Below are 21,487 nucleotides of genomic sequence, written 5' to 3'. Positions count from 1 at the left end.
TTCAGGCCGGGCATCCTCGCTAATGACCTTTCTTTTGCACCAGCGCGCTGCCGATGCCGTGCCGCTTGCCTTCGCTGACGGCCGTCACGGTGCCATCGGGGTTGAACACCAGCGCATTGGCTGCGCCGATTTCTTCCACGTCCTGCGCCCAGCGGCGGCCATATTTTTCCTGCGCCGCAGCGGCCGGCGTACCGGCATAACCAGGTTCAATATGCGTGGCCTCGCCATTGCGCTCCGACAGGCGCGGCGCATCAATGGCCTGGTCCATCGTCATGCCCAGGTCGATGTAATTGACGATAGATTGCAGCACCGTGGTAATGATGGTGGCGCCGCCAGGGCTGCCGATGGAAAACGCCGGTTTGCCATCCTTGAATGCGATGGTCGGCGACATGCTTGAGCGGGGGCGCTTGCCGGCTTCCGGCACGTTCGGATGCGGACCGGTGAAATCAAAGTCCGTCATTTCATTGTTGAGCAAGAAGCCATAGCCCGGCACCGTGATGCCGCTGCCGCCCCAGGATTCAATTGTGTACGTATAGGCGACGATGTTGCCTTCCTTGTCGGACACCGTCAGGTGCGTCGTATGGGCGCCTTCGGCCAGCAGCTTGGCCGTGGCCGGGCGCAGCGGCACGCTCTGGTCTTGCTGGAAGGGGTAAGGGTCGCCCGCCGCGGCGGCTTTGCCGGCGCGCGTGGGGTCGATCAATTCGCGGCGGCGCGCCGCATACGCTTTGCTCAGCAAGCCTTCCACCGGCGCTTCCACGAATTCCGGATCGGCCAGATACGCATTGCGGTCGGCAAACGCGAGGCGGGCGGCTTCCATGTACAAGTGCTCGACTTTATCGCGCGGCATGGATTTCAAGTCGTAGCCTTCGAGGATGTTCAGCGCTTCGCCGATTGCCACGCCGCCCGACGATGGCAGCGGCATGCCGGCCAGTTCATAGCCACGGTAGGTATAGCGCACCGGCTGGCGCAAGCGTACTTCATAGTTGGCCAAATCCGCCATCGTCATCGCGCCGGGACGCACTTTGCCGCCGGGGTTGTTGACCGTGTCGACAATGGCGCGGCCAATCTTGCCTTCATAGAAGACCTTGATGCCGCCCGCCGCCAGTTCGCGGTACGCCTTGGCCAAATCCGGGTTGCGCAGCAAGGTGCCGCTCGGCAGTGCTTTGCCGTTGCGCAGGTATAGTTGCGCCGTGGCGGGGAACAGCGCGAATTTCGCTTCGTTTTCCTGCACCAGATGCGTGAAGTTATCGTTGACCTTGAAGCCGTTTTGCGCAACGGCGATGGCTGGCTGCAGCACTTGCTTCAGCGACATGGAACCGTAGCGGTCCAGCGCTTCATGCCAGCCCCGCACCGCGCCTGGCACGCCGACCGACATGCCGCTGGCCACAGCTTCGTCAAACGGGATTTCCTTGCCATCTTTCTGGAACACCGTCGGCTTGAAGTTGGCTGGCGCTGTTTCGCGGTGGTCGATGGTAATGACCCGTTTATCCTTGGCCAGGTAAATCATCATGAAACCGCCGCCGCCAATGCCGCAACTGAATGGATCGGTCACGCCCAACGTGGCAGCCGCTGCAACGGCGGCATCGATGGCGTTGCCCCCTTTGTTCAGAATGGCCAATGCCGCTTGCGACGCGGGTTCGCTGATGGTGGCGACAGCGCCGCCGGTGCCCGTGGCAACCGGCGTCTTGGACCACGCGGCTGCCGGCAGCGCGGCGATCAGGATGGAAAGAGTGAGTGGACGAAGGACTGTGCGGGTGGCTGCGGTCGGGGTCATAGGCTCGCAAATTTAATGGTACGCCGAAAAACCGTAGCGAGCGGCGGCAATGTTGGCCGAGCGCTTCGCTGTACGAGAGTACAGCGAATAATATTGCGAACAGCGACAAGCCGACAGTGCAACGCGCAGTAGGTTTAGCGGAGTACCTGCTAGGAAATATCCACCCGTAAGCTTACCTTATATGCTGGCGCCGCAGTATGCAGCGGTGTGGGTTCCGCCGGATCCAGCGGCCCCAGCGTAAACTTCAATCCTTGCTGCGTCGCCGTATTGCTGCCATTCGGCATATCTTCCGCCAAAACAAACTGGCTGCTCTGTCCCCCATGGTTGAGGACGAACGTAAAACTGATGTAACCCTTCCACACGCAAACAGCGCCGGGACGGCAGCGGCTGTCATTGACTTTGTCGAGTTTTAACGTGGTGTTGGGGGATAAATTGATGGTTTGACCCGGTGTGAACACATAAGTCTGGCTGACTGGTTTGGCCGGGCCGCCGCTTTCTGCCGGGCTGATGCCGCAGGCGGCAATGACGCCGGCAAAGACAATGCCACTACATAGCGAACTGATGAAACGAGGCTGCATATTCATCTCCTTGGCCGTAAAACAGGGTTGGCTGACGGGTGAAAATATTAACCAAATTGCATCAAAACAGGCGCACAGTAGAACTAGCGCCATAAAAGCAACACCCCTGGGAGAATTGCTTAGTCGGCAATTCTACGCCAGGGGCGTGCTGCAGTGCAGAATTTCTGATTAAACGTACGGCAACAGTGCAGTCTTCATCTTTTTCAGTGCGGCCGCTTCAATCTGGCGGATACGCTCAGCCGATACACCGAACTCTTCCGCCAAGGTGTGCAGGGTTGCACCCGAACCGTCGTCATTGGCCAGCCAGCGGGCTTCGACGATGCGGCGCGAACGCGGATCCAGCTTGGCCAGCGCAGATTCCAAGCCTTCCGAATGCAAGCGCGTCACTTGTTCCGCTTCCAGCACGCGGGTCGGTTCGCTTTGCTCGGACGACAGGTAAGCAATCGGTGCAAACTTGTCATCTTCGTCATCGGTCGGCGATTCCAGCGCGATATCGCGGCCAGACAGGCGCGTTTCCATTTCAATGACTTCTTCGCGCTTGACGTCCAGCTGCTGGGCCAGCTGATCGATCTGGGCCGGCGTCATCGCATCGAGCCCTTGCTTATGGCTGCGCAGGTTGAAGAACAGTTTGCGCTGGGCTTTGGTGGTGGCCACTTTGACCAGACGCCAGTTCTTCAAAATGTATTCATGGATTTCCGCCTTGATCCAGTGCATCGCGTATGACACGAGGCGCACACCCTGGTCCGGGTCGAAACGCTTGACGGCTTTCATCAAGCCGATGTTGCCTTCTTGAATCAAGTCAGCGTGCGGCAAGCCATAACCAAGGTAGCCGCGGGCAATGGAAACCACCAGGCGCAAGTGCGACAGCACCAGCTCCTGTGCAGCGCCCAGGTCATTGTTTTCCTTCAAATTACGGCCGAGGCGCACTTCATCATCGTGGCTGAGCATAGGCAGGCGGTTTACTGCCGAAATATAGGCATCCAGGTTCCCCAGGTTGCCACTGAACCCGAGGCCGAGTGCGTTGTTGCTGGCGGGAACCAGGGCAGCATTTGCGGTCATCGTCGTCATTCTTTTCCTCGCTCTAAGCGTGTAACTTGTTGGAAGTATCTTGCGCCGTGTCTCTTAAAGCTTGCTTAACAGTTGCGTAGCATCAAGAAACACATAAGTTGGACATATATTAGCACTCTCCCTTGGTGAGTGCCAATCGGCTATGGCAATGAAGTTAATAGTACTAAGCCTATCAAGGCAGTCTACGTGATGAGCTTTGCTAAATCGTAGTTATTTTGCAACGTTTGAGGCTTATCAATAGGTTAAGAATAGGGTAGCGGAAGGGGGGAGACTGTGCGAGAACGCACGCAGCCAAGAGAGGAGCCGGCGCAGGACGCGCCGGCGGCGGGTCAACTCAGTTTGGCCAAATGGCGCTGCACGGACAAGACCGCGCCAATCAAGCCCAGGCTGGCGGACAAGGCCAGCAAGCCGGCAGCCGGCAGCGCCGACAAGGGCGCCAGGCGGAATTCTGACGCATACAGCCGGGCAAATTCAGCAATGGCTGTATTCAGCGGGCCCAGCGCCAGCGCTACGCCACCCAGCGCGAGGCCACCCGCGCACAGGCCCAGCAGGGCGCCCGTGTAATAGAAGGGGCGGTGGATAAACGTGTCAGTCGCACCGATCAGCTTCGACACGAGGATTTCTTCCCGCTGCGTCAGCACTTGCAGGCGGATCGTGTTGAATACCACAGCCACAACCACCGTGCCGAGGGTAGCCGCCAGCAACATCAGCGCCAGCTTCAAGATATTAATCAGCGCGGCAAGGCGCTTGACCCACGCGGAATCGATTTGCACGGTATCGACGCCGGGCAGCAGGCGCAATTGCTCTGCCAGCACATCGACGTCCAGCCCGGTGGCGGCCGTGCGGAATGCATCGAGCTTGACGATATAACTGTCCGGCAATGGATTGTCGCCCAACGTCGCCAGCACATCCGTCAAACCGCTCTTGTCTTTCAAGTTATCCAGCGCTTTTTCGCGCGGCACGAAAATGATTTTCGCGTCGCGTGCGAGTTCACGCAGCGGCGTGGCCAGGCTGGCGGCCTGGTCGCGGGGGACATCTTGCTTGATGAACAGGCTGATTTCCGGATCGACCGACATTTGCTCCGACAGGGGGCGCACATTGTCCAGCAAGGTCATGCCCATGAATGGCAGGGCCAGTGCAATGGCCACCACGAGGATATTGAACAGGAAACTGCCCGGCGCGCGGCGCACGTGCACCAGCGCGGCAGCGAGCGCAAAGCCATGTTGGCGGAACCAGTTGGTCATTCCAGAGCTCCCTGGCGCAAGTGGATCACGCGGGCGGCGGCATCCAGCACCACTTCATCGTGGGTGGAAATGACGCACGTGACGCCCACCGAGTGGAAGGCGCGCAGCGCATCAAACACCCGTTCCGCGCTGGCGCGGTCCAGGTTGGCGGTGGGTTCGTCCGCCAAAATGATTTGCGGGCGGTTGACGATGGCGCGGGCTATCGATACGCGCTGCTGTTCGCCGCCGGACAGCGCCAGCGGCATCGAATGGGCGCGGTCCGCCAGGCCGACTTTATCCAGCGCGGCATGGGCCCGCTGTTCTGCCTGGCCGCGCGGGGCGCCCGTTACCATTAGCGGCATCATGACATTGGCCAGGATGGAACGGTCATTCAATAAGCGCTGTTCCTGGAAAATCAAGCCCAGGTTGCGGCGCAAGAACGGTACGCCGGCAGCTTTCAGCCGGCCAATATCCTGGCCATTGACGATGACGTTGCCGGAACTGGGACGTTCCATGGCGGCTATCATTTTCAGCAACGTGGATTTGCCGGCGCCGGATGGGCCGGCCAGGAACACTAGTTCGCCCTTGTTAATGGTCAGCGAGACGTCGCGCAGCGCAGTCGCGTCCGGCCCGTATTGCTTGGTTACGTTCTGGAATTCAATCATCGGCATCAACCCAGCAGGGCTTCAACGAATTCCGTCGCGTTAAACGGCTGCAAGTCTTCGATGCGTTCGCCGATGCCGATGAAATACACGGGCACAGGACGGGCGCGGGCAATGGCGGCAATGACGCCGCCTTTGGCCGTACCGTCGAGCTTGGTGATGATCAGGCCGGACAATTGCAGCGCGTCGTCAAACGCTTTGACTTGCGCCACGGCGTTCTGCCCTGTATTGCCATCAATGACCAGCAGCGTTTCGTGCGGGGCGCCTTCCATGCCCTTGCCGATCACGCGCTTAATCTTTTTCAATTCTTCCATCAAATGCAATTGCGTCGGCAGGCGGCCGGCCGTGTCGATCATGACCACGTCCATGTTCTTGGCCTTGGCCGATTGCACGGCATCATACGACACGGCAGCCGGGTCGCCGGATTCCTGCGACACCACCGTTACATTGTTGCGCTGGCCCCAGATCATCAATTGTTCGCGGGCGGCGGCTCGGAATGTATCGCCTGCAGCCAGCAAGACCGACTGGCCATGGACCTGCATGTGCTTCGCCAGCTTGCCGATGGTGGTGGTTTTGCCGGCGCCATTGACGCCGGAAATCATCATGACGAGCGGCTGGTGGCGGCCCAGTTCGAAGGGCTTTTGCAGCGGCTGCAGCATGTCGATCATCAGGGTCTTCAGCGCTTGCTTGACGGCGGCGGCATCGAGCAACTTGTCTTCCTTGACTTTGCGCTTCAGCGCGTCAAGCAGGAATTCCGTCGCGTCGATGCCCGCGTCGGACATCAGCAGTGCTGCTTCCAGCTCATCGTACAAGTCGTCGTTGATTTTCGCGCCGACAAACAGCAGCGACAGGTTGGCGGAAGTTTTCGACAAGCCGGCTTTCAGGCGCGCCATCCACGACGGTTTGTCCTGTTCCGGTATCGCCATGGCGCTGGTATCGATTGGCGGCGGGGCATCCGGCGCAGCCGTGATGACCGGCGCCGGCGTGGTGCTTGCGTCCGGAGCGGCCGGCGTTAAAAAGGGAGCGGCAGCCGGCGCCTGGGGCGCGCTGGTGACTGCAGGATCGGGTTGGGCGGTCTTTTTCTTGAAGAAGCTGAACATTGGTGTGCGGTAGAGGGCTTCAAGCGGATCCGGCAGGGCGCCGGAAAATCAGCCGGTATTCTACCAGAGCGCTTCCAGGAGCCGAACCGGGCCGCGGCGGGCCCGGTTGGGAAAATCAGCCCTGGCTGCGCACGCGCAGCCGCCAGTCATTAATGCCGGCGGCAATTTCCGGCAAGTCAAACACGCGCAGGAAGGGCGGCGGACGCTTGCGCAGCACGGCGCAGTGGCCGCCGGCCCAGATTTCCACGGCGGCAGGCAGGCGGGCACGCAATTCTTTCAAACCATCGAGCGCCTGGCGGGGATTCATCGATGCAGACAGCGATAGCGCGACGATGTCGACGCCCAGTGCATGGGCGGCGTCGGCAATATCCGGCACCGGTGTTTGTGTCCCGAGGGAAATCGCATGGGCGCCTTCGGCAGTAAACAGTGCTTCCGCCATCAGCAATCCCAGGCCGTGGCGCTCTTGCGGCAACGTCGTCAGCAGCAGGCGGGGGCGGGGTGCGCCATTGTGGTTGGCATTGGCTTGCGGTACGGAAAAGATCGCGCTACGCATTACCATTTGCAGCGATTCTGCAAACAAATGCTCTTCAAATACCGCGAATCTGCCGGAAGCCCAGGCATCGCCCACCATCACGGTCAGCGGCGTCACCAAGTCGATCACGAAGCTTTTCAAACCCATCACCAGCAGCGCCTGCGACAATTTGCGGCGCAATGCATCCATTTGATGGGATTTGCATAAATCCAGGTAGACCTGCAATTCCGGATGCTGCGGCGTGCGGGTGCGCGATTTGCTGTTGTCGGCGGCTTTTTCCGCCAGCGCCTGCAATTCTTCAGGGCTGTAGCCGATCACCTTGCCGGGACGGAAGCCTAAATCTATCAATCGTTTAACGAGGCGCAACTTGACTACCTGGTCAGTCGGGTAGACGCGCTCGCCAAATGGATCCCTCAGGGGTTGAGGGAAGTCGTAGCGGCGTTCCCAGACGCGCAATGTTTCTTTGGCGACGCCAGTGTCGCGTTCTACATCGCTGATCGTACTGGGGACAGTCAAAGGGGCCTCAGTGTTCATGTTCCTCTATCGGCTACGGGTTTGGGGGAGCCGTGTGCTTGTTATTTTTTTGCGGGGCCATCCCCCGTCGTGCGAGTGCATTCTACTCGCGTTTCGCCAGAGAAAGTGGGGGTGTAAACATGTGGTTTTCCCTCTGAGAACCGCTAGTTATCCCCTTGTCCACGACACAGGACTGCCACACTGAACTATGGGCGAGATTCGCCACAATGTGCCAGTTTTGTGCTGGACAAAAAACTTCAAAAATATGTGAAAAAAATCTCGCTATTGTTGTTTCCAACAGTACTGGTATTCATCCGGGCCGGGCAGCGGGAGGGGAGTTTTCAGAGGCTTGAGTTAACCATAGAACAGTTCACTGGTGCGTCAAGGCGTGTATTCCATATACGTGTTTGCACATAGTCCGCGCCTGCCGCAAAGCAGCATGATTTTGCAACTGCGGTAAATACTTATTACAAATGAATCCAAGCAAAATTAGCAAAATTAATGTATAAATGATGCGTTTTATTTCAATTTGCAGTTTTAGCCACGTTTTCCCGCTGCTGCGCACAACGAGCAGAATCCGTGTCCAGACGAGGCGCACGGTTGTCTGGCTGACACTTGATTGAATGTCAAACGGCCAGTATAGTGCCGCCTCCGAAGCGTTGACGCTTCGGAAAGTCGGCGGAAATGGCCAAAAAACAGTGAGTGTTGTGTAGCACATCCGCAACAACACACGGCATTCGGGGAATGCTGACACACATAAGTAGCGCAGCTTGATCTGCGCTGACAAGGACAGAATTCAGGCCAGCAGTGAATGCCGGCTTTAAACATTTTTGCAACACAAACTGAAGGAAACTCGTAATGAAAAAAACTCTGATCTCCCTCGCAGTTCTGGGTGCAGTGAGCGGTGTAGCCCACGCACAATCCAGCGTCACCATCTACGGTATCGTTGATGCGGGCCTGGTAAGCGAGCGCGGCGGCAAGGCAGGTAACGTAACGAAGGTAACCTCTGGTGTTGGTAGCGCCTCCCGCATCGGCTTCCGTGGCACGGAAGACCTGGGCGGTGGCCTGTCCGCAGTATTCACGCTGGAAGGCGGCTTTGCTGCTGACACCGGCGTGGGCGACGCAGCTGGCCTGTTCCAGCGCCAGTCGTTCGTTGGCCTGGTATCGAAAGACGCCGGCGCCCTGACCCTGGGCCGTCAGTACTCCCCGCTGTACAACGCCCTGTCGCAAGTTGCCGACCCATTCGGCGCTGGCCTGGCTGGTTCCGCTAAAAACCTGTTCGCAGCGTCGGGCGGCAACGTACGTTACAGCAACGCTGTTAACTACAAATCGCCAGCCCTGAACGGCTTTGCAGTTGAACTGCAGTACGGCCTGGGCGAGCAATCGCAAGCCAAGGCTGGCCGTCAGCTGGGCGCTGGCCTGTCGTACGAAAACGGCCCGTTGAAAGCCCGTCTGGCTTACAACAACCGCAACAACAACACCGTTGGCGCCGCTCCAGTAGGCATCGGCCACAACACCCTGTTCGCTGCCAACTACGACTTCGGCAAAGTGAAGGCATTCTTCGCTTACGAAGATGACAAAGGCGCGCTGTCGTCGGCAATTCCTAACCCAACCGCGTACACCGCCGCTGCTGTTGCTTCTTCGAAAGACAGCGACACCACGCTGGTTGGCCTGACCGCACCAGTTGGCGCGAACGGCACCGTGATTGCTTCGTACATCCACAAGGATGACAACGAAGCCGCCAACCGTGACGCTGACCAGTGGGCACTGGGCTACTCCTACGCTCTGTCGAAGCGCACCAGCACCTACGTTGCGTACGCCAAGATCAAGAACAAGCGTGGCGCCAGCTACACCGTGGGTAACAACTCCGAAGTTGGTACCGGCGACAAAGCCTTCAACCTGGGCATCAAGCACACCTTCTAATATCTACGCTGTAGAGATTTAGGAACTTGAACGGCGGCTTGCTTTGCAAGCCGCCGTTTTCGCATTCAAGGTGTGCAGGGCCTTCAGGCCGGGCATCCTCATTATTGATGCAATGAAAGTATGAAAACATTTCATCGCCTTGCCGCCATTGTCTTGATGGCGTCGTGCGTCGCCATCGCGGCGCCGAAAAAAACGCCACCTGCTGCTGGGTCCGGCATGCCGCGCTATGGCATGGCCGTGTATTCCGACTTGTGCATCCACAAGGACAGTGGCGAATTCGGCGGCCAGCGCGTGACCGTGCAGCGCTTTGCCGAAGTCGATACCGTGATTTATGAATATACGGCGGGCGGCTTGAGCTGGCCGCTGATTGCCGACGATGTGCAAATCGCACCGCACGGCGACAAGATGATTTTCACCGTGCAGGTGGAAGGGGAAGAAAAGACGCTGAGCGGGACGTTTGCAGAAAATGGCAGCACGTTCGTGCTCGATGGCGGCCATTGCGGCCGGCCGGACGTCCCGTCCCGTTTAGGCAAAGTCACGGATTTCGGGCGCAATCCGCCGCCGTGCAAGCCGTGCCCGGCGAAAAACGCTGCGCCTGCGGAACAGCCCGCCGAGCAGCCTGCGGTACCCCATGAATCGCCGGTGCGCCCGGCGGCCCCGGAGTCCCGGTCAGCGTGAATGGCAGGTGAAATACAGGTGGATGAGCGCAATGTCATCCACCCAGCCGGTCATTTGGCGGCTTTTGCTGCTTCCGCCTGCTTGCGGATGGTTTCCAGGGTCGCGCCCGGCGTAATCAAATTGCCGTCATAACGCAGCTCAATCACGAACGGCAAATTCTCGCTGCGCGTATATTCCAGCGCGCGCTCCAGCGCTGGTGCAAATTCCGCCGTTGCATTGACTGCCTCACCCTGGCCGCCAAATGCCTTGGCCAGCGCCACGAAGTCCGGGTTGTGCAATTGCGTGCCCGATACACGGCCTGGATAGTGGCGCTCCTGGTGCATGCGGATGGTGCCGAACATGCCATTATTGAATACCAGGATGATGACGCCAGCCTTGTATTGCACCGCCGTGGCCAGTTCCTGGCCATTCATCAGGTATTCGCCGTCACCGGCAAACGTCACCACGGTACGGGCCGGGTCGATGATTTTTGCGGCCACGCCGGACGGCACGCTGTAACCCATGGCGCCGCTGGTGGGCGCCAGTTGCGTGCGCATGGCACCATAGCGGTGGTAGCGGTGCGCCCACGTCGCGTAATTGCCCGCGCCATTCGTGATGATGGTGTCGGGCGGCGTCACGCGGTCGATTTCCTGCACGACTTGCCACAAGTTCAGGGGCGCATAGTTATCCTTGAAGATGGTAGGCTGCGACTGCCATGCTGCCAGTTCCGCACGCGCTTCTTCCACCTGGCCAGCCCACGCACTCGCATCCACGGGTTCCATCGCGGCCAGCATGGCGGCTGCTTGCGGCATGCCGCTGCCGATCATCAGTTCGGCTTGGTAGACGCTGCCCAATTCTTCATTGCTGGCGTGGATGTGCACGAGGCGCTGTTTCGGCACAGGGGACGTCAGCAGCTCGTAGCCGCTGGTCGTCATTTCGCCGAGGCGGGGACCGACTACGACCAGCACGTCCGCATTTTTCACGCGGGCCGCCAGTTTCGGGTTGATGCCGATGCCGACGTCGCCCACGTAGTGCGGGTGGTTATTGTCCATCAAATCCTGGAAGCGGAAAGCGCACGATACCGGCAGTTTATTGGCTTCCGCAAAGCGGGCCATGTCGGCGCATGCCTGTTCCGTCCAGCCGCCGCCGCCCAGCATCACAAGCGGGCGCTTGGCTTCGGCCAGCATCGTGCGCAATTGTGCGATTTGCTGCGCCGAAGGGGCGCCATGTACGGGCTGGTAGCGGCCCGTATCGGCCACGGCAGCTTGCGTGGTCAGCATATCTTCCGGCAGCGCCAGCACCACGGGGCCTGGACGGCCGCTGGTGGCGACCTGGAAGGCGCGCGCCAAATATTCAGGGATGCGGTCGGCGCGGTCGATTTGCGCGACCCATTTCGCCATCTGGCCATACATGCGGCGGTAGTCGACTTCCTGGAATGCTTCGCGGTCCATGAAATCGCTGCCCACCTGGCCAATGAATAAAATCATCGGGGTGGAGTCCTGGAATGCCGTGTGCACGCCGATCGATGCATTGGTGGCGCCGGGGCCGCGGGTAACGAAACAAATGCCGGGTTTGCCCGTCATTTTGCCGTACGCATCGGCCATGAACGCAGCGCCGCCTTCCTGGCGGTTGATGATGAAGCGGATGCCGGAATCGTGCAGGGCGTCCAGCACGTCCAGATAGCTTTCACCGGGCACGCCGAAAGCCGTGTCCACGCCGTGGATTTTCAGGGCATCGACCAGGATCTGGCCGCCGCTGCGGGAAGGATGCGTCATGGTTTTTTTCCTTATAACTAAATCCGATGCGGCATTCTATGCTTCGTAATGCATCACGGCTTTTGAAAGAGCGACATCAAATTTCACAAAATGGGACGTGTTTCGTCGGGACGGCGGCACGTTTGGTACAATATGCCTGGAAGCAAGCCAGACAGTCGCTGGCAGGGGCAGCAATGTCACTGCGGGAGGAAGGTCCGGACTCCATAGAGCGGGGTGACGGTTAACGGCCGTCCGCTGAAAGGCCGCAAGGCTATAAGGCGAGGAATAGGGCCACAGAGACGAGCGTATTAAGTTACGGTGAAACGCGGTAACCTCCACCTGGTGCAATTTCAAATAGGCACGCGATGATGTTGCTCGCGGAGCGTGCGGGTAGAAAGCTTGAGCGGCGGAGTAATCCGTCGCCTAGAGGAATGGCTGTCATAGCACTGACTGTAAGGAAGGTGCCGTAACAAAATCCGGCCTATCGGCTTGCTTCACTGAATAACTACCGATGAAGAAATACATCCTGGCCCTGGATCAGGGCACCACCAGTTCGCGTGCCATCCTGTTCAACCACCAGGGAGCGCTGGTCGGCAGCGCCGCGCAGGAATTTCCCCAGCATTATCCGCAGCCGGGCTGGGTCGAGCACGATCCCAATGAAATCTGGAACAGCCAGATCACCGTGGCGCGCAAAGTCTTGCACGACCACCACGTTGATGCGCACCAGGTAGTGGCGATCGGTATTGCCAACCAGCGGGAAACCACGATCGTGTGGGACCGCAAGACGGGCGAGCCGATAGCGCCCGCCATCGTGTGGCAAGACCGCCGCACGGCATCCTTGTGCGAGCAATTGCGCGCCGAAGGCAAAGCCAAAGCGATCTTGGACTGCACCGGGCTGGAGCTCGATGCCTATTTTTCCGCCACCAAGATCAAGTGGATCCTCGATCACGTGCCCGGCGCCCGCGAGCGGGCCCGCCATGGCGCGCTGGCATTCGGCACCATCGATACGTGGCTGGCGTGGAAATTGTGCGGCGTGCATGTGACGGACGTGTCAAATGCATCGCGCACGATGCTGTTCAATATCCACTTGATGCGGTGGGATGCGGATTTGCTGCAATTGTTCGACATTCCCGAAGAAATGCTGCCGCAAGTGGTGTCGTCCAGCGAAGAAGTGGGCAATACCAGGGAAGCACTGTTTGGCGCGGCAATACCCGTGGCCGGCATCGCCGGCGACCAGCAGGCCGCCACGTTCGGCCAGGCGTGCCACCGGCCGGGCATGGTCAAGAATACATATGGCACGGGCTGCTTCATGCTGATGCATGCGGGCCGCCATGCACCTGTGTCGCACAACCGCCTGCTGTCGACAGTGGGCTGGCGCGTCGATGGCGACGTTGACTACCTGCTGGAGGGCAGCGTGTTCATGGGCGGCGCCACCGTGCAATGGCTGCGCGACGGCCTGGGCATCATCAAGCAGTCATCCGACGTGGAAGCGCTGGCGGCCAGCGTGCCCGACAGTGGCGGTGTCATGCTGGTGCCGGCGTTTACGGGCCTTGGTGCGCCGCACTGGGACCCGTATGCGCGCGGCTCGCTGCTGGGGCTGACCCGCGGCAGCACGGCCGCCCATATCGCCCGCGCGGCTGTGGAATCGATTGCCTACCAAAGTGCGGAATTGCTGATGGCGATGCAAAAAGATGTGGCGCTGCCGCACCGTAAAATTGCCGTGCTTGAAGTGCGCGCCGATGGTGGCGCCGCCCGCAACGACATGCTGATGCAATTCCAGTCGGATTTGCTGGGCGTGCCCGTCGTGCGGCCGAAAGTCACGGAAACCACGGCGCTGGGGGCGGCTTACCTGGCGGGCCTGGCTGTGGGCTTTTGGGAAAGCCGCGAAGAAATTGCCGCCCAGTGGCAATGTGAGCGCCGTTTCGAGCCGGCCATGGGGGCGGATCAGCGTCAGGCGCTGCTGGCGCGCTGGGCCAAAGCCGTGCAGCGGGCCCGCGACTGGGATGCGCCTTTGTGAATTCGCCGATGCCAGTCTGCAACACTTTGAGTCACTGACCTTGCGCACGATTGCCGAGCCGTTGCCAATCTGCCTATACTTTTCAACTTATAAAAAGAAGTAGTGCAGGCACGGAGGAGACGTGGGGATAGCAATCGGGCCGCAACGGCCATTCAATGTCGAGCTGGCAGCCATCGAAACCTTGTTCGACGCGCTGACGGACGTGGCGTTTTTCGTCAAAGACCGGGAAGGGCGCTACCTTGCGGCCAACCATACGCTGGTGCGGCGCTGCGGTCTGCGCCATAAGCATGATTTGACGGGCAAGACGGTGCTGGAAGTGCATCCGCGCCCGCTGGCGCAGGCTTACCTGGCGCAGGACCGGCAAGTCATCGAAGCGGGCTGCACCATCAAGCAGCACCTGGAATTGCATTTGTACCCGAACCGGCGCCATGGCTGGTGCCTGACGCACAAGACACCGCTGCGTGACGAGTCGGGCGCGATCATCGGGCTGGTCGGCACTTCGCATGACCTGGGGCTGGCCGATGACCACCATCCCGTGTACCGCAAGATCGCGGGCATTGCCGCCCATATCCGTGAACATTACCGTGAACCGTTGTGCCTGCAAGCGCTGGCGCATGAAGCAGGTTTGCCGCTGGCGCGGGTGGAGCGGCTGTTCCGCAGGGTCTTCCATTACAGTCCCCGCCAACTGTTGCTGCAGTCTCGGCTCAATGGTGCGCTGGCGATGATTGAATCGGACCATGAACGCAGCATTGCCGAGATCGCTGGCGAGTGCGGCTACACGGACCACAGTGCGTTTTCCCGCCAGTTCAAGGCGCTGACGGGACAGACGCCGGTGCAATACCGGGCGCAGTGCAAGAACGGCGGTATCCGCTCTGCAAACAATGAATCACTGCTGTCTGTGTTGATGTAGCCGGTGCCAGGCACCAACGCAATTTGCAACATTGCTGCCGCTGCTGGTGCCAGGCACCAAAGGGATTTGCAACGGACGTTGCCGCACCGATGTGGTTTTTTTGGCGCAGCCGCTGTGCTGATCTTGTCACTCCCTCCCTCTAAATAAGACGAACCGCGTTTCCCGCTGCGGCGGGATGCTTTTCCTGCAAGCTTGCCACGCTAGTATGCGTTTGCCAGGGGCGGCCGACCCGATGGCACTTACTAACTGATCTGTGGATGCCCGGCCTGAAGGCCCGGCACCCATTCCAGACCTATAGCCTGAAGGAGCGGTTTCCCATGCACCAACGTTCTTCGCTGCACGCTGTTTCCCCGATTGCCCTCGCTGTCGCTTTCGCCTTTGCTGCCGGTTCGGCTTTTGCCGGTGGCCAGCCTGTCCCCACCCAGAAAGACGCCCATGAACACACTAGCCGTTTGACGCAGCCGCCAGCGCCGCACGAGCGCCAGACACTGCCGCCGTCGGAAGAGCAAGTCCGCTATAACCTGTCGCCCACCAAGAAGCCACGTACCGACCTGTTGCCGCGTAACCAGCAAAATGCGAAACAGGCATCGACGCTGGCGGCGACGCCGGACTGCAAAGACATGAACAAGATGGCGACGTACAGCGGCTCCGCGCTGGCCGATTACCTGGTCAGCCTGCCGGATTACGAGTGCACCTATCCACTGTTTTCCGTGACCGGCAGCCAGGCCGCCACGATCTTTTCCCCTGCGAACGTGAGCGCGGTAGTTGCCCGCCTGGACCAGTTGGCATCGCGCTACAACGCCACTGATATGGCGCTGGTCAACGTGGTGCTGTACATGCGCGCCGCCTACTATGTCGCGTCCAGCGGCACCATTCCGGAACCTGCCGCCAGCGCGAAGACTGCGCTGCGCGTGACGCTCAAGCAATTGATCGAAGGCAGTGCGCTGTACCAGTCGAACGCGGCGGCCTCCACCACGGCGGGCGAAGTGTTGCGCCTGGTGACGAATATGCATGATGAAGCGTACTTCCTGCCCAGTGCCAAGGGCGTGGTGACCCGCTTCACCAACCGTAGCGGCTATCCAAGCGCCGTGGAAGCGCTGAAAAACTATAGCGCCAGCGGCGGCTTCACGGGGGCGCTGACCATCCTGTTCCGCGCCCACAGCGATGCAGCGGGAGTCCAGTTGCTGCAAAACGATATCAGCTACGCCAACGCGCTGAACGCGTTCATCGTCAACAACAAGTCCGCGCTGCTGGGCACCAGCTATGGCTACCAGTTGAACGATGCCGCCAATGAAAACTTCCGCTTCATGCAATACACGGCGCTGAAACCGTCCGTGAAAGTGCAAGTGAAAAACACGCTGGCTACCAGCACCATGACGGGCGCCGACAGCGACCTGTGGCTGGCCGCTGCCGATGCCGTCAAGTATTACGACAATGCGAATTGCGCGGAATATGGCACGTGCAACTATGAAAAGACGTTGGCCGACACCATCCTGAAATACAGCAAACAGTGCAGCCCGACGTTGAAATTGCGCGCGCAAGACATGACGGACGCACAAATGCAGGAAGTGTGCTCGTCGCTGGCCACGGAAGAGGGCTATGTGCACACGATGCTGAAGACCAACCGCACGCCGGTGGCGCAAGATAACAATACGTCGCTGGAACTGGTGGTGTTCGATGACTACACCAACTACAGCAAGTACGCGGGCCGCCTGTATGGCATCAGCACCGACAATGGCGGCATGTACCTGGAAGGCGACCCGTCCGCTGCGGGCAACCAGGCGCGCTTCATTGCGCACGAAGCGTCGTGGCTGCGTCCAACGTTCAAAGTATGGAACCTGGAGCATGAATACGTGCACTACCTGGATGGCCGCTTCGACATGTATGGCGACTTTACCCTGGGCACGTCGGTGCCGACCGTGTGGTGGATCGAAGGCATTGCGGAATACTTGTCGCTGAAAAACAATAACCAGCCCGCCATCGACATGGCCCGCACCCGCACTTATAAACTGTCGGACATCTTCAACAACACGTACAGCATGAATGACTATGTGAACCGGGCGTACCGCTGGGGCTACATGGCCACCCGCTTCATGATGGAAAAACACCGTGCGGACGTGGACAACGTGCTGGGCAAATTCCGCATTGGCGACTATTCCCGCTACCAGACCTTCATGGGCCAGATCGGCACGTCGTATGACGCGGAATTTGCCGCCTGGGCCGATGCCGCCACGACGGCCGGCGAGCCGACCTTGCCTAACGATGATCCGGGCGCGAACTTGCCGAATTGCGCATCGAACACGCAATTGGGTAAAAACTGCGTGATCCGCAACATCGGCAACGCCAATGGCTACCGTTCGTACTTCACTTTGATGCTGCCGGCCGGCGCGAAAAACCTGAAGCTGGCGACCCGCAACGGTACCGGTGACGTCGACATGTATGTGGCCGTGGACCACTGGCCGGCGCCGGGCTATGCGGATGTGTCGTCGGCCAAAGCAGGTAATGCGGAAGATGTGTCGGTCGCAGCGCCGGTGGCAAACCGCTGGTACTACATAACGCTCGACGCCAAGGCAGCGTATAGCGGCGTGTCGCTGTCGGCTACCTACGAGTAATGCCGGTCTGGCCCTGCGATAATGTCGATTAGTTAAGAAATGTCCCCTGTTCCGGCAGCGTGTCCGGAACAGGGTTTTCCTTTGCAAGCAGCGTATAATAGCGGTACCGCAGCATGTAGTCTGTTTTGAAATTGTATATACAAGTCAACGTAGTTAAAGTCATTTCTCAGTTCGTCCAATACAAACTCCGCTTTTGAGCCCGGTAGCTGCAAAGTGCGCCGGCGCGCCAATTTCAGCAAGAATCAACCCCTAAGTTACCCTTGGAGTACCAGTTTTCCCATGTTGTCCCCTTGCTACGGCGTTGTTGTCGCTCGGCAACTGTATAACTTTATTTTAATTTTTTTCTTGACAGGCTTTTTGTAATTATGAAAAGCAAAAAGGTCTTATAACTGATGAGGTACCACTTGCAGTATTCATGCTAAGTATCTAATTTCACGGCAATTTTTAATTCGACGCAGGTTCAGGTGTCGGCGCTAAGTCCTTAATTTCATTCATAATTTCTCCTTTTTTCCGATTGGAAAGCGCTTGACCACTATCTTGCCATCCTCTAAAGTGGTCAACTGTGTGAAAAAGTGTAGTTTTGTGGGATTTTTTGGCGAGATTTGCGCCATGCACATCGGCTCAACGAATTCTCAGGTCATCAAAGGTCAACCGTGTTTCAAGGCGCTTCCGCGATCACTCTCGATGCGAAAGGCAGGATGTCTATTCCTGCCCGGCATCGTGACGCACTGGCACTCCAGTGCGAAGGCCGCCTCACGCTTACCAAGCACCCGGACGGTTGCCTGCTGATGTATCCACGCCATGTTTGGGAAGCCAAGCGCGACCAGATCGCAGCCTGGCCGATGTCGGCCCGTGGCTGGCAGCGCATTTTGTTGGGCAATGCGGTGGACGTGGAAATGGATTCCGCCGGCCGCATTTTGGTTGCGCCTGAATTGCGCGACGCAGTGGGCCTGGGCCGCGACGTGATCCTGTCCGGCATGATGACTCACTTTGAAATCTGGGATCCGGCCAAGCGCGCCGATAACGAAGCGCAAACCATCGAGGCAGGTATGCCCGATGCCCTGTCGGATTTTTCTTTCTAAGGCCCGCTCAATGACGATTACTGCGGTGCCAGCATTCCAGCATCGTACGGTGCTGTTAGATGAAGCGGTCGATGCGCTCGAACTGAGCGGCGACCGCGCCAACGGTATTTATATAGATGGCACGTTTGGCCGAGGCGGCCACACGCGCCTGATTCTGTCCCGCCTGGGTCCCCAGGCACGGTTGATTGCGTTCGATAAAGATCCGCAAGCCATTGCCACGGCCGAACAAATCCAAGACCCCCGCTTTACCATCGTGCACGACAGTTTCGCCACCATGGCGGACGCGCTGGCGGAGCGGGGCATCGGCAAGGTCGATGGCATTTTGCTGGACCTCGGCATTTCCTCGCCGCAAGTGGATGATGCCGCGCGTGGTTTCAGCTTCCGCAACGATGGTCCGCTGGACATGCGCATGGATACCACGCGCGGCCAGTCGGCTGCCGAATGGCTGGCGATGGAATCCGTCGAAACTTTGGAAAAGGTGATCAGGGATTATGGCGAAGAGCGGTTTGCTTTTCAGATTGCAAAGGCGATTGTTGCTCGCCGAGAAATCGAGCCGATTTCAACCACACGGCAGCTTGCCGGTATCGTGGCAGGGGCGGTCAAAACCCGTGAAAAAGGCAAAGACCCGGCCACCCGGACTTTTCAGGCTATACGGATCTACATCAACAAAGAGCTCGAAGACCTTGAGGCCGGTTTAAGCCACGCGTACGACTGCGTGGCGCCCGGCGGCATTTTAGCCATCATCAGCTTCCACTCGCTGGAAGACCGCATGGTCAAGCGCTTCTTTGCCAGCAAGGCCAACGTGCCGCAGCCGGACCGCCGCCTGCCGATCCGCGCGGTCGACTTGCCGCAGCCGGAATTGAAGCTGCTGGCGAAAATCAAGCCATCGGATGCCGAGGTGGAAGCCAATCCGCGTGCCCGCTCGGCTGTCATGCGCGTGGCCCGCCGGCTGGGAGGCGCCGCATGAGTTTCAAGGTCAACGCTGTCTTGGCAGCCCTGCTGGTCGGTTGCGCACTGTCGCTGGTCAATGCGCAATACCAGGCACGCCATTTGTTCATTGATCTGGAGCGCGCGCAGCGCCAGGCGCGCCAGCTCGACGTCGACTGGTCGCAATTGCAGCTGGACCAGTCCACGCTGGGCAAGCACGCCCGTATCGAAGAAATCGCCCGCCGTGATTTGAACATGACGCAGCTGACGGCCAACCGTACGCAATACCTGACGGAAGGCGAGCAATGATGCGTAACGGTGGAGCAAACAGCGCGCGCGTGGCCCGTTCCAAGGGCGTGCAATTTTCCAAGAGCCCCATGCTGGCAGTGAGCCTGCCGCCATGGCGTTCGCGCGTCGTCCTGTTTGCGTTGTTTGCCGCGTTTGCCGCATTGGGTATCCGCGCCATCTGGCTGCAAGGCTTGTCGACCCAGTTCCTGCAGGATCAGGGGGAATTGCGCTATGGCCGTACCTTGGAATTGCCGGCCACGCGCGGCAATATCCGCGACCGCGATAACCAGGTGCTGGCTTCGTCAGCCGAAGTGCGCGGCGTATGGGGTGTGCCGAGCGAACTGCTGAAAGAGCCTGCGGAAAAACTGCGCGCCCTGGCCGCGTTGCTGGACATGACGGAAGGCGAATTGCGCGACAAGCTGGAAACCAAGCAGGCGCAAGTCGATGCCAAGCGTAAGCCGGACGACAAAGAGAAAGACAAGCAGGTGCTGATGTACCTCAAGCGGCAGGTGGAAATGGATGTCGCGCACCAGATCACGGCGCTGAAGATGGACGGCATTGAAATGCGCAAGGAATACAAGCGCTATTACCCGCAGGGCGGGGTGGTGTCGCACGTGATCGGCTTCAATGACCTGGAAGACGTGGGTCAGGAAGGCATGGAAAAGGCGCAGGAAGCGTGGCTGAAAGGGAAACCGGGCAGCCGCCGCGTCATTGTCGACCGCCTGGGCCACATTGTCGAAGATGCGGGCACCATCAATGAACCGCACGAAGGCAAGGACTTGATCCTGTCGCTGGACAGCAAGATCCAGTACATCGCGTTTTCGCAAGTGAAAAACGCCGTGGAAAAATTCAAGGCGAAAGCCGGCGCCGCCATCGTGCTGGATGTGCATACGGGGGAAGTGCTGGCGCTGGCCAACTATCCGACGTTCGAGCCGAAGGAAGCGCGTACGCTGCGCGGCGCGGACCGCGAAGTGCTGCGCAACCACGTGATTACCGATACGTTCGAACCGGGTTCGACGCTGAAGCCGTTTACGGTGGCGCTGGGGCTGGACACGGGCCGCTACAAGCCTTCCACGTATATTGACACGGGCGCGGGCAAGTACACGATCCTGGACCGCACCATCAGCGATACCAAAGGGCACGGCGTCATCAACGTGCAGCAGATTATCGAGATGTCGTCCAATATCGGCACGTCGAAAATCGCGCTGTCGATGCCGGCGCAAGAGATGTGGGAAATGTTCACGAAAGTCGGCTTCGGCCAGCAGCCGAAGTGGGGCTTCCCCGGCGCGCAGGCAGGCCGCGTGCGTCCGTATAAATCGTGGCGTCCGATCGAGCAGGCCACGATGAGCTACGGTAATGGTATTTCCGTGTCGCTGATCCAGCTGGCGCGCGCGTACCTGATCTTTGCCCGCGATGGCGACATCATCCCGCTGTCGTTCCAGAAGGTCACGACGCCGCCTGTCGGCACGCAAGTGATCAAGCCGCAAACGGCGCGCCAGATGCGTGAAATGCTGGAGACCGTGGTGTCCGGCAAGGATGGCACGGCCAAGCAGGCACAGATTGCAGGCTACCGCGCGGGCGGCAAGACCGGGACCGCGTACAAGGTGGTCAATGGCCGCTATGCGATGCCCCGTAAATACATTGGTTCGTTTGCCGGCATGGTGCCGATGTCGAATCCCCGTTTCGTTATTGCCGTCATGATCGATGAACCGACCCAGGGCGGCCACTTTGGCGGCCAGGTAGCCGCGCCGACGTTTGCCGCCGTTGCCGCCAACGCGCTGCGTTCGAAAAACGTGCCGCCCGATTCGAACGTGACGGAAATTGTGGTGCCAGCCGATAGCGGACCGGAGGCCATGTAATGCAGAAC

At 59.3% G+C, this 21,487-nt stretch carries 17 protein-coding genes and 1 other RNA gene; 10 read left to right on the top strand and 8 right to left on the bottom strand.

Translation table 11 applies throughout. The annotated features are described in order from the left end of the window. Positions 1-19: 19 nt before the first annotated feature. From ggt to GM668_RS07300, 7 genes are all read right to left on the bottom strand, one after another. Positions 20-1,774: a gamma-glutamyltransferase gene (gene ggt / locus GM668_RS07330; protein ID WP_155438292.1), complete on the bottom strand. Its 1,755-nt coding sequence runs from the start codon at positions 1,772-1,774 to the stop codon at positions 20-22. A 149-nt stretch (positions 1,775-1,923) separates the two neighbouring features. After that, on the bottom strand, positions 1,924-2,352 hold the full coding sequence (locus tag GM668_RS07325) for a hypothetical protein (protein WP_155438291.1): 429 nt from the start codon (positions 2,350-2,352) through the stop codon (positions 1,924-1,926). A 168-nt stretch (positions 2,353-2,520) separates the two neighbouring features. Further along, positions 2,521-3,420 (bottom strand): RNA polymerase sigma factor RpoH, encoded by a 900-nt coding sequence (rpoH, locus tag GM668_RS07320; RefSeq protein WP_155438290.1) that lies wholly within the window; start codon positions 3,418-3,420, stop codon positions 2,521-2,523. 329 nt (positions 3,421-3,749) lie between these two features. After that, the gene (gene ftsX / locus GM668_RS07315; RefSeq protein WP_155438289.1) at positions 3,750-4,664 is read right to left on the bottom strand and encodes a permease-like cell division protein FtsX; all 915 of its coding nucleotides are present in this window, start codon (positions 4,662-4,664) and stop codon (positions 3,750-3,752) included. Further along, complete coding sequence (locus tag GM668_RS07310; protein ID WP_155438480.1) at positions 4,661-5,308, bottom strand: cell division ATP-binding protein FtsE; 648 nt, start codon at positions 5,306-5,308, stop codon at positions 4,661-4,663. The genes ftsX and GM668_RS07310 overlap by 4 nt, the downstream gene beginning before the upstream one ends. 5 nt (positions 5,309-5,313) lie before the next feature. Further along, the gene (gene ftsY / locus GM668_RS07305) at positions 5,314-6,405 is read right to left on the bottom strand and encodes a signal recognition particle-docking protein FtsY (RefSeq protein ID WP_155438288.1); all 1,092 of its coding nucleotides are present in this window, start codon (positions 6,403-6,405) and stop codon (positions 5,314-5,316) included. Positions 6,406-6,520: 115 nt separating this feature from the next. Next, positions 6,521-7,471, bottom strand: coding sequence for a MerR family transcriptional regulator (locus GM668_RS07300; RefSeq protein ID WP_155438287.1), 951 nt, complete (start codon positions 7,469-7,471; stop codon positions 6,521-6,523). 837 nt (positions 7,472-8,308) lie between these two features. Between GM668_RS07300 and GM668_RS07295 the strand changes: the two genes are divergently transcribed. Both GM668_RS07295 and GM668_RS07290 read left to right on the top strand, forming a co-directional pair. Then, positions 8,309-9,373, top strand: coding sequence for a porin (locus tag GM668_RS07295; protein WP_155438286.1), 1,065 nt, complete (start codon positions 8,309-8,311; stop codon positions 9,371-9,373). Between the two features lie 120 nt (positions 9,374-9,493). Then, entirely contained in the window at positions 9,494-10,051 is a 558-nt protein-coding gene (locus GM668_RS07290) for a hypothetical protein (RefSeq protein ID WP_211923360.1), read from the top strand. A gap of 50 nt (positions 10,052-10,101) precedes the next feature. On the opposite strand, the gene GM668_RS07285 is transcribed toward GM668_RS07290, so the two are convergent. Next, entirely contained in the window at positions 10,102-11,805 is a 1,704-nt protein-coding gene (locus GM668_RS07285) for a thiamine pyrophosphate-binding protein (RefSeq protein ID WP_155438285.1), read from the bottom strand. Between the two features lie 139 nt (positions 11,806-11,944). On the opposite strand from GM668_RS07285, the gene rnpB reads away from it, so the two are divergent. The 8 genes from rnpB (at position 11,945) to GM668_RS07245 (ending at position 21,479) form a co-directional block, all read left to right on the top strand. After that, positions 11,945-12,284, top strand: an RNA gene (rnpB, locus tag GM668_RS07280) — RNase P RNA component class A. 11 nt (positions 12,285-12,295) lie between these two features. After that, positions 12,296-13,801 (top strand): glycerol kinase GlpK, encoded by a 1,506-nt coding sequence (glpK, locus tag GM668_RS07275; RefSeq protein WP_155438284.1) that lies wholly within the window; start codon positions 12,296-12,298, stop codon positions 13,799-13,801. Between the two features lie 121 nt (positions 13,802-13,922). Then, the gene (locus GM668_RS07270) at positions 13,923-14,711 is read left to right on the top strand and encodes an AraC family transcriptional regulator (protein ID WP_371868655.1); all 789 of its coding nucleotides are present in this window, start codon (positions 13,923-13,925) and stop codon (positions 14,709-14,711) included. 317 nt (positions 14,712-15,028) lie between these two features. Further along, positions 15,029-17,323, top strand: coding sequence for a M9 family metallopeptidase (locus GM668_RS07265; protein WP_155438283.1), 2,295 nt, complete (start codon positions 15,029-15,031; stop codon positions 17,321-17,323). A gap of 653 nt (positions 17,324-17,976) precedes the next feature. Further along, positions 17,977-18,405, top strand: a complete 429-nt coding sequence (gene mraZ / locus GM668_RS07260; RefSeq protein ID WP_170305550.1) for a division/cell wall cluster transcriptional repressor MraZ — start codon at positions 17,977-17,979, stop codon at positions 18,403-18,405. A gap of 10 nt (positions 18,406-18,415) precedes the next feature. Then, positions 18,416-19,372: a 16S rRNA (cytosine(1402)-N(4))-methyltransferase RsmH gene (gene rsmH / locus GM668_RS07255; RefSeq protein WP_155438282.1), complete on the top strand. Its 957-nt coding sequence runs from the start codon at positions 18,416-18,418 to the stop codon at positions 19,370-19,372. After that, positions 19,369-19,641 carry a cell division protein FtsL gene (gene ftsL / locus GM668_RS07250; RefSeq protein WP_155438281.1) on the top strand — a complete coding sequence of 91 codons (273 nt, stop codon included), beginning with the start codon at positions 19,369-19,371 and terminating at the stop codon, positions 19,639-19,641. The genes rsmH and ftsL overlap by 4 nt, the downstream gene beginning before the upstream one ends. Then, a complete protein-coding gene (locus GM668_RS07245) occupies positions 19,638-21,479 on the top strand; it encodes a peptidoglycan D,D-transpeptidase FtsI family protein (RefSeq protein WP_371868654.1) in 1,842 nt (613 codons plus the stop codon). Before ftsL ends, GM668_RS07245 begins: the two co-directional genes overlap by 4 nt. Positions 21,480-21,487 lie beyond the last annotated feature (8 nt).

Source organism: Pseudoduganella ginsengisoli (genome assembly GCF_009720865.1).
Lineage (GTDB): Bacteria > Pseudomonadota > Gammaproteobacteria > Burkholderiales > Burkholderiaceae_D > Rugamonas > Rugamonas ginsengisoli.
This window is presented reverse-complemented; position numbering and strand designations above follow the sequence as displayed.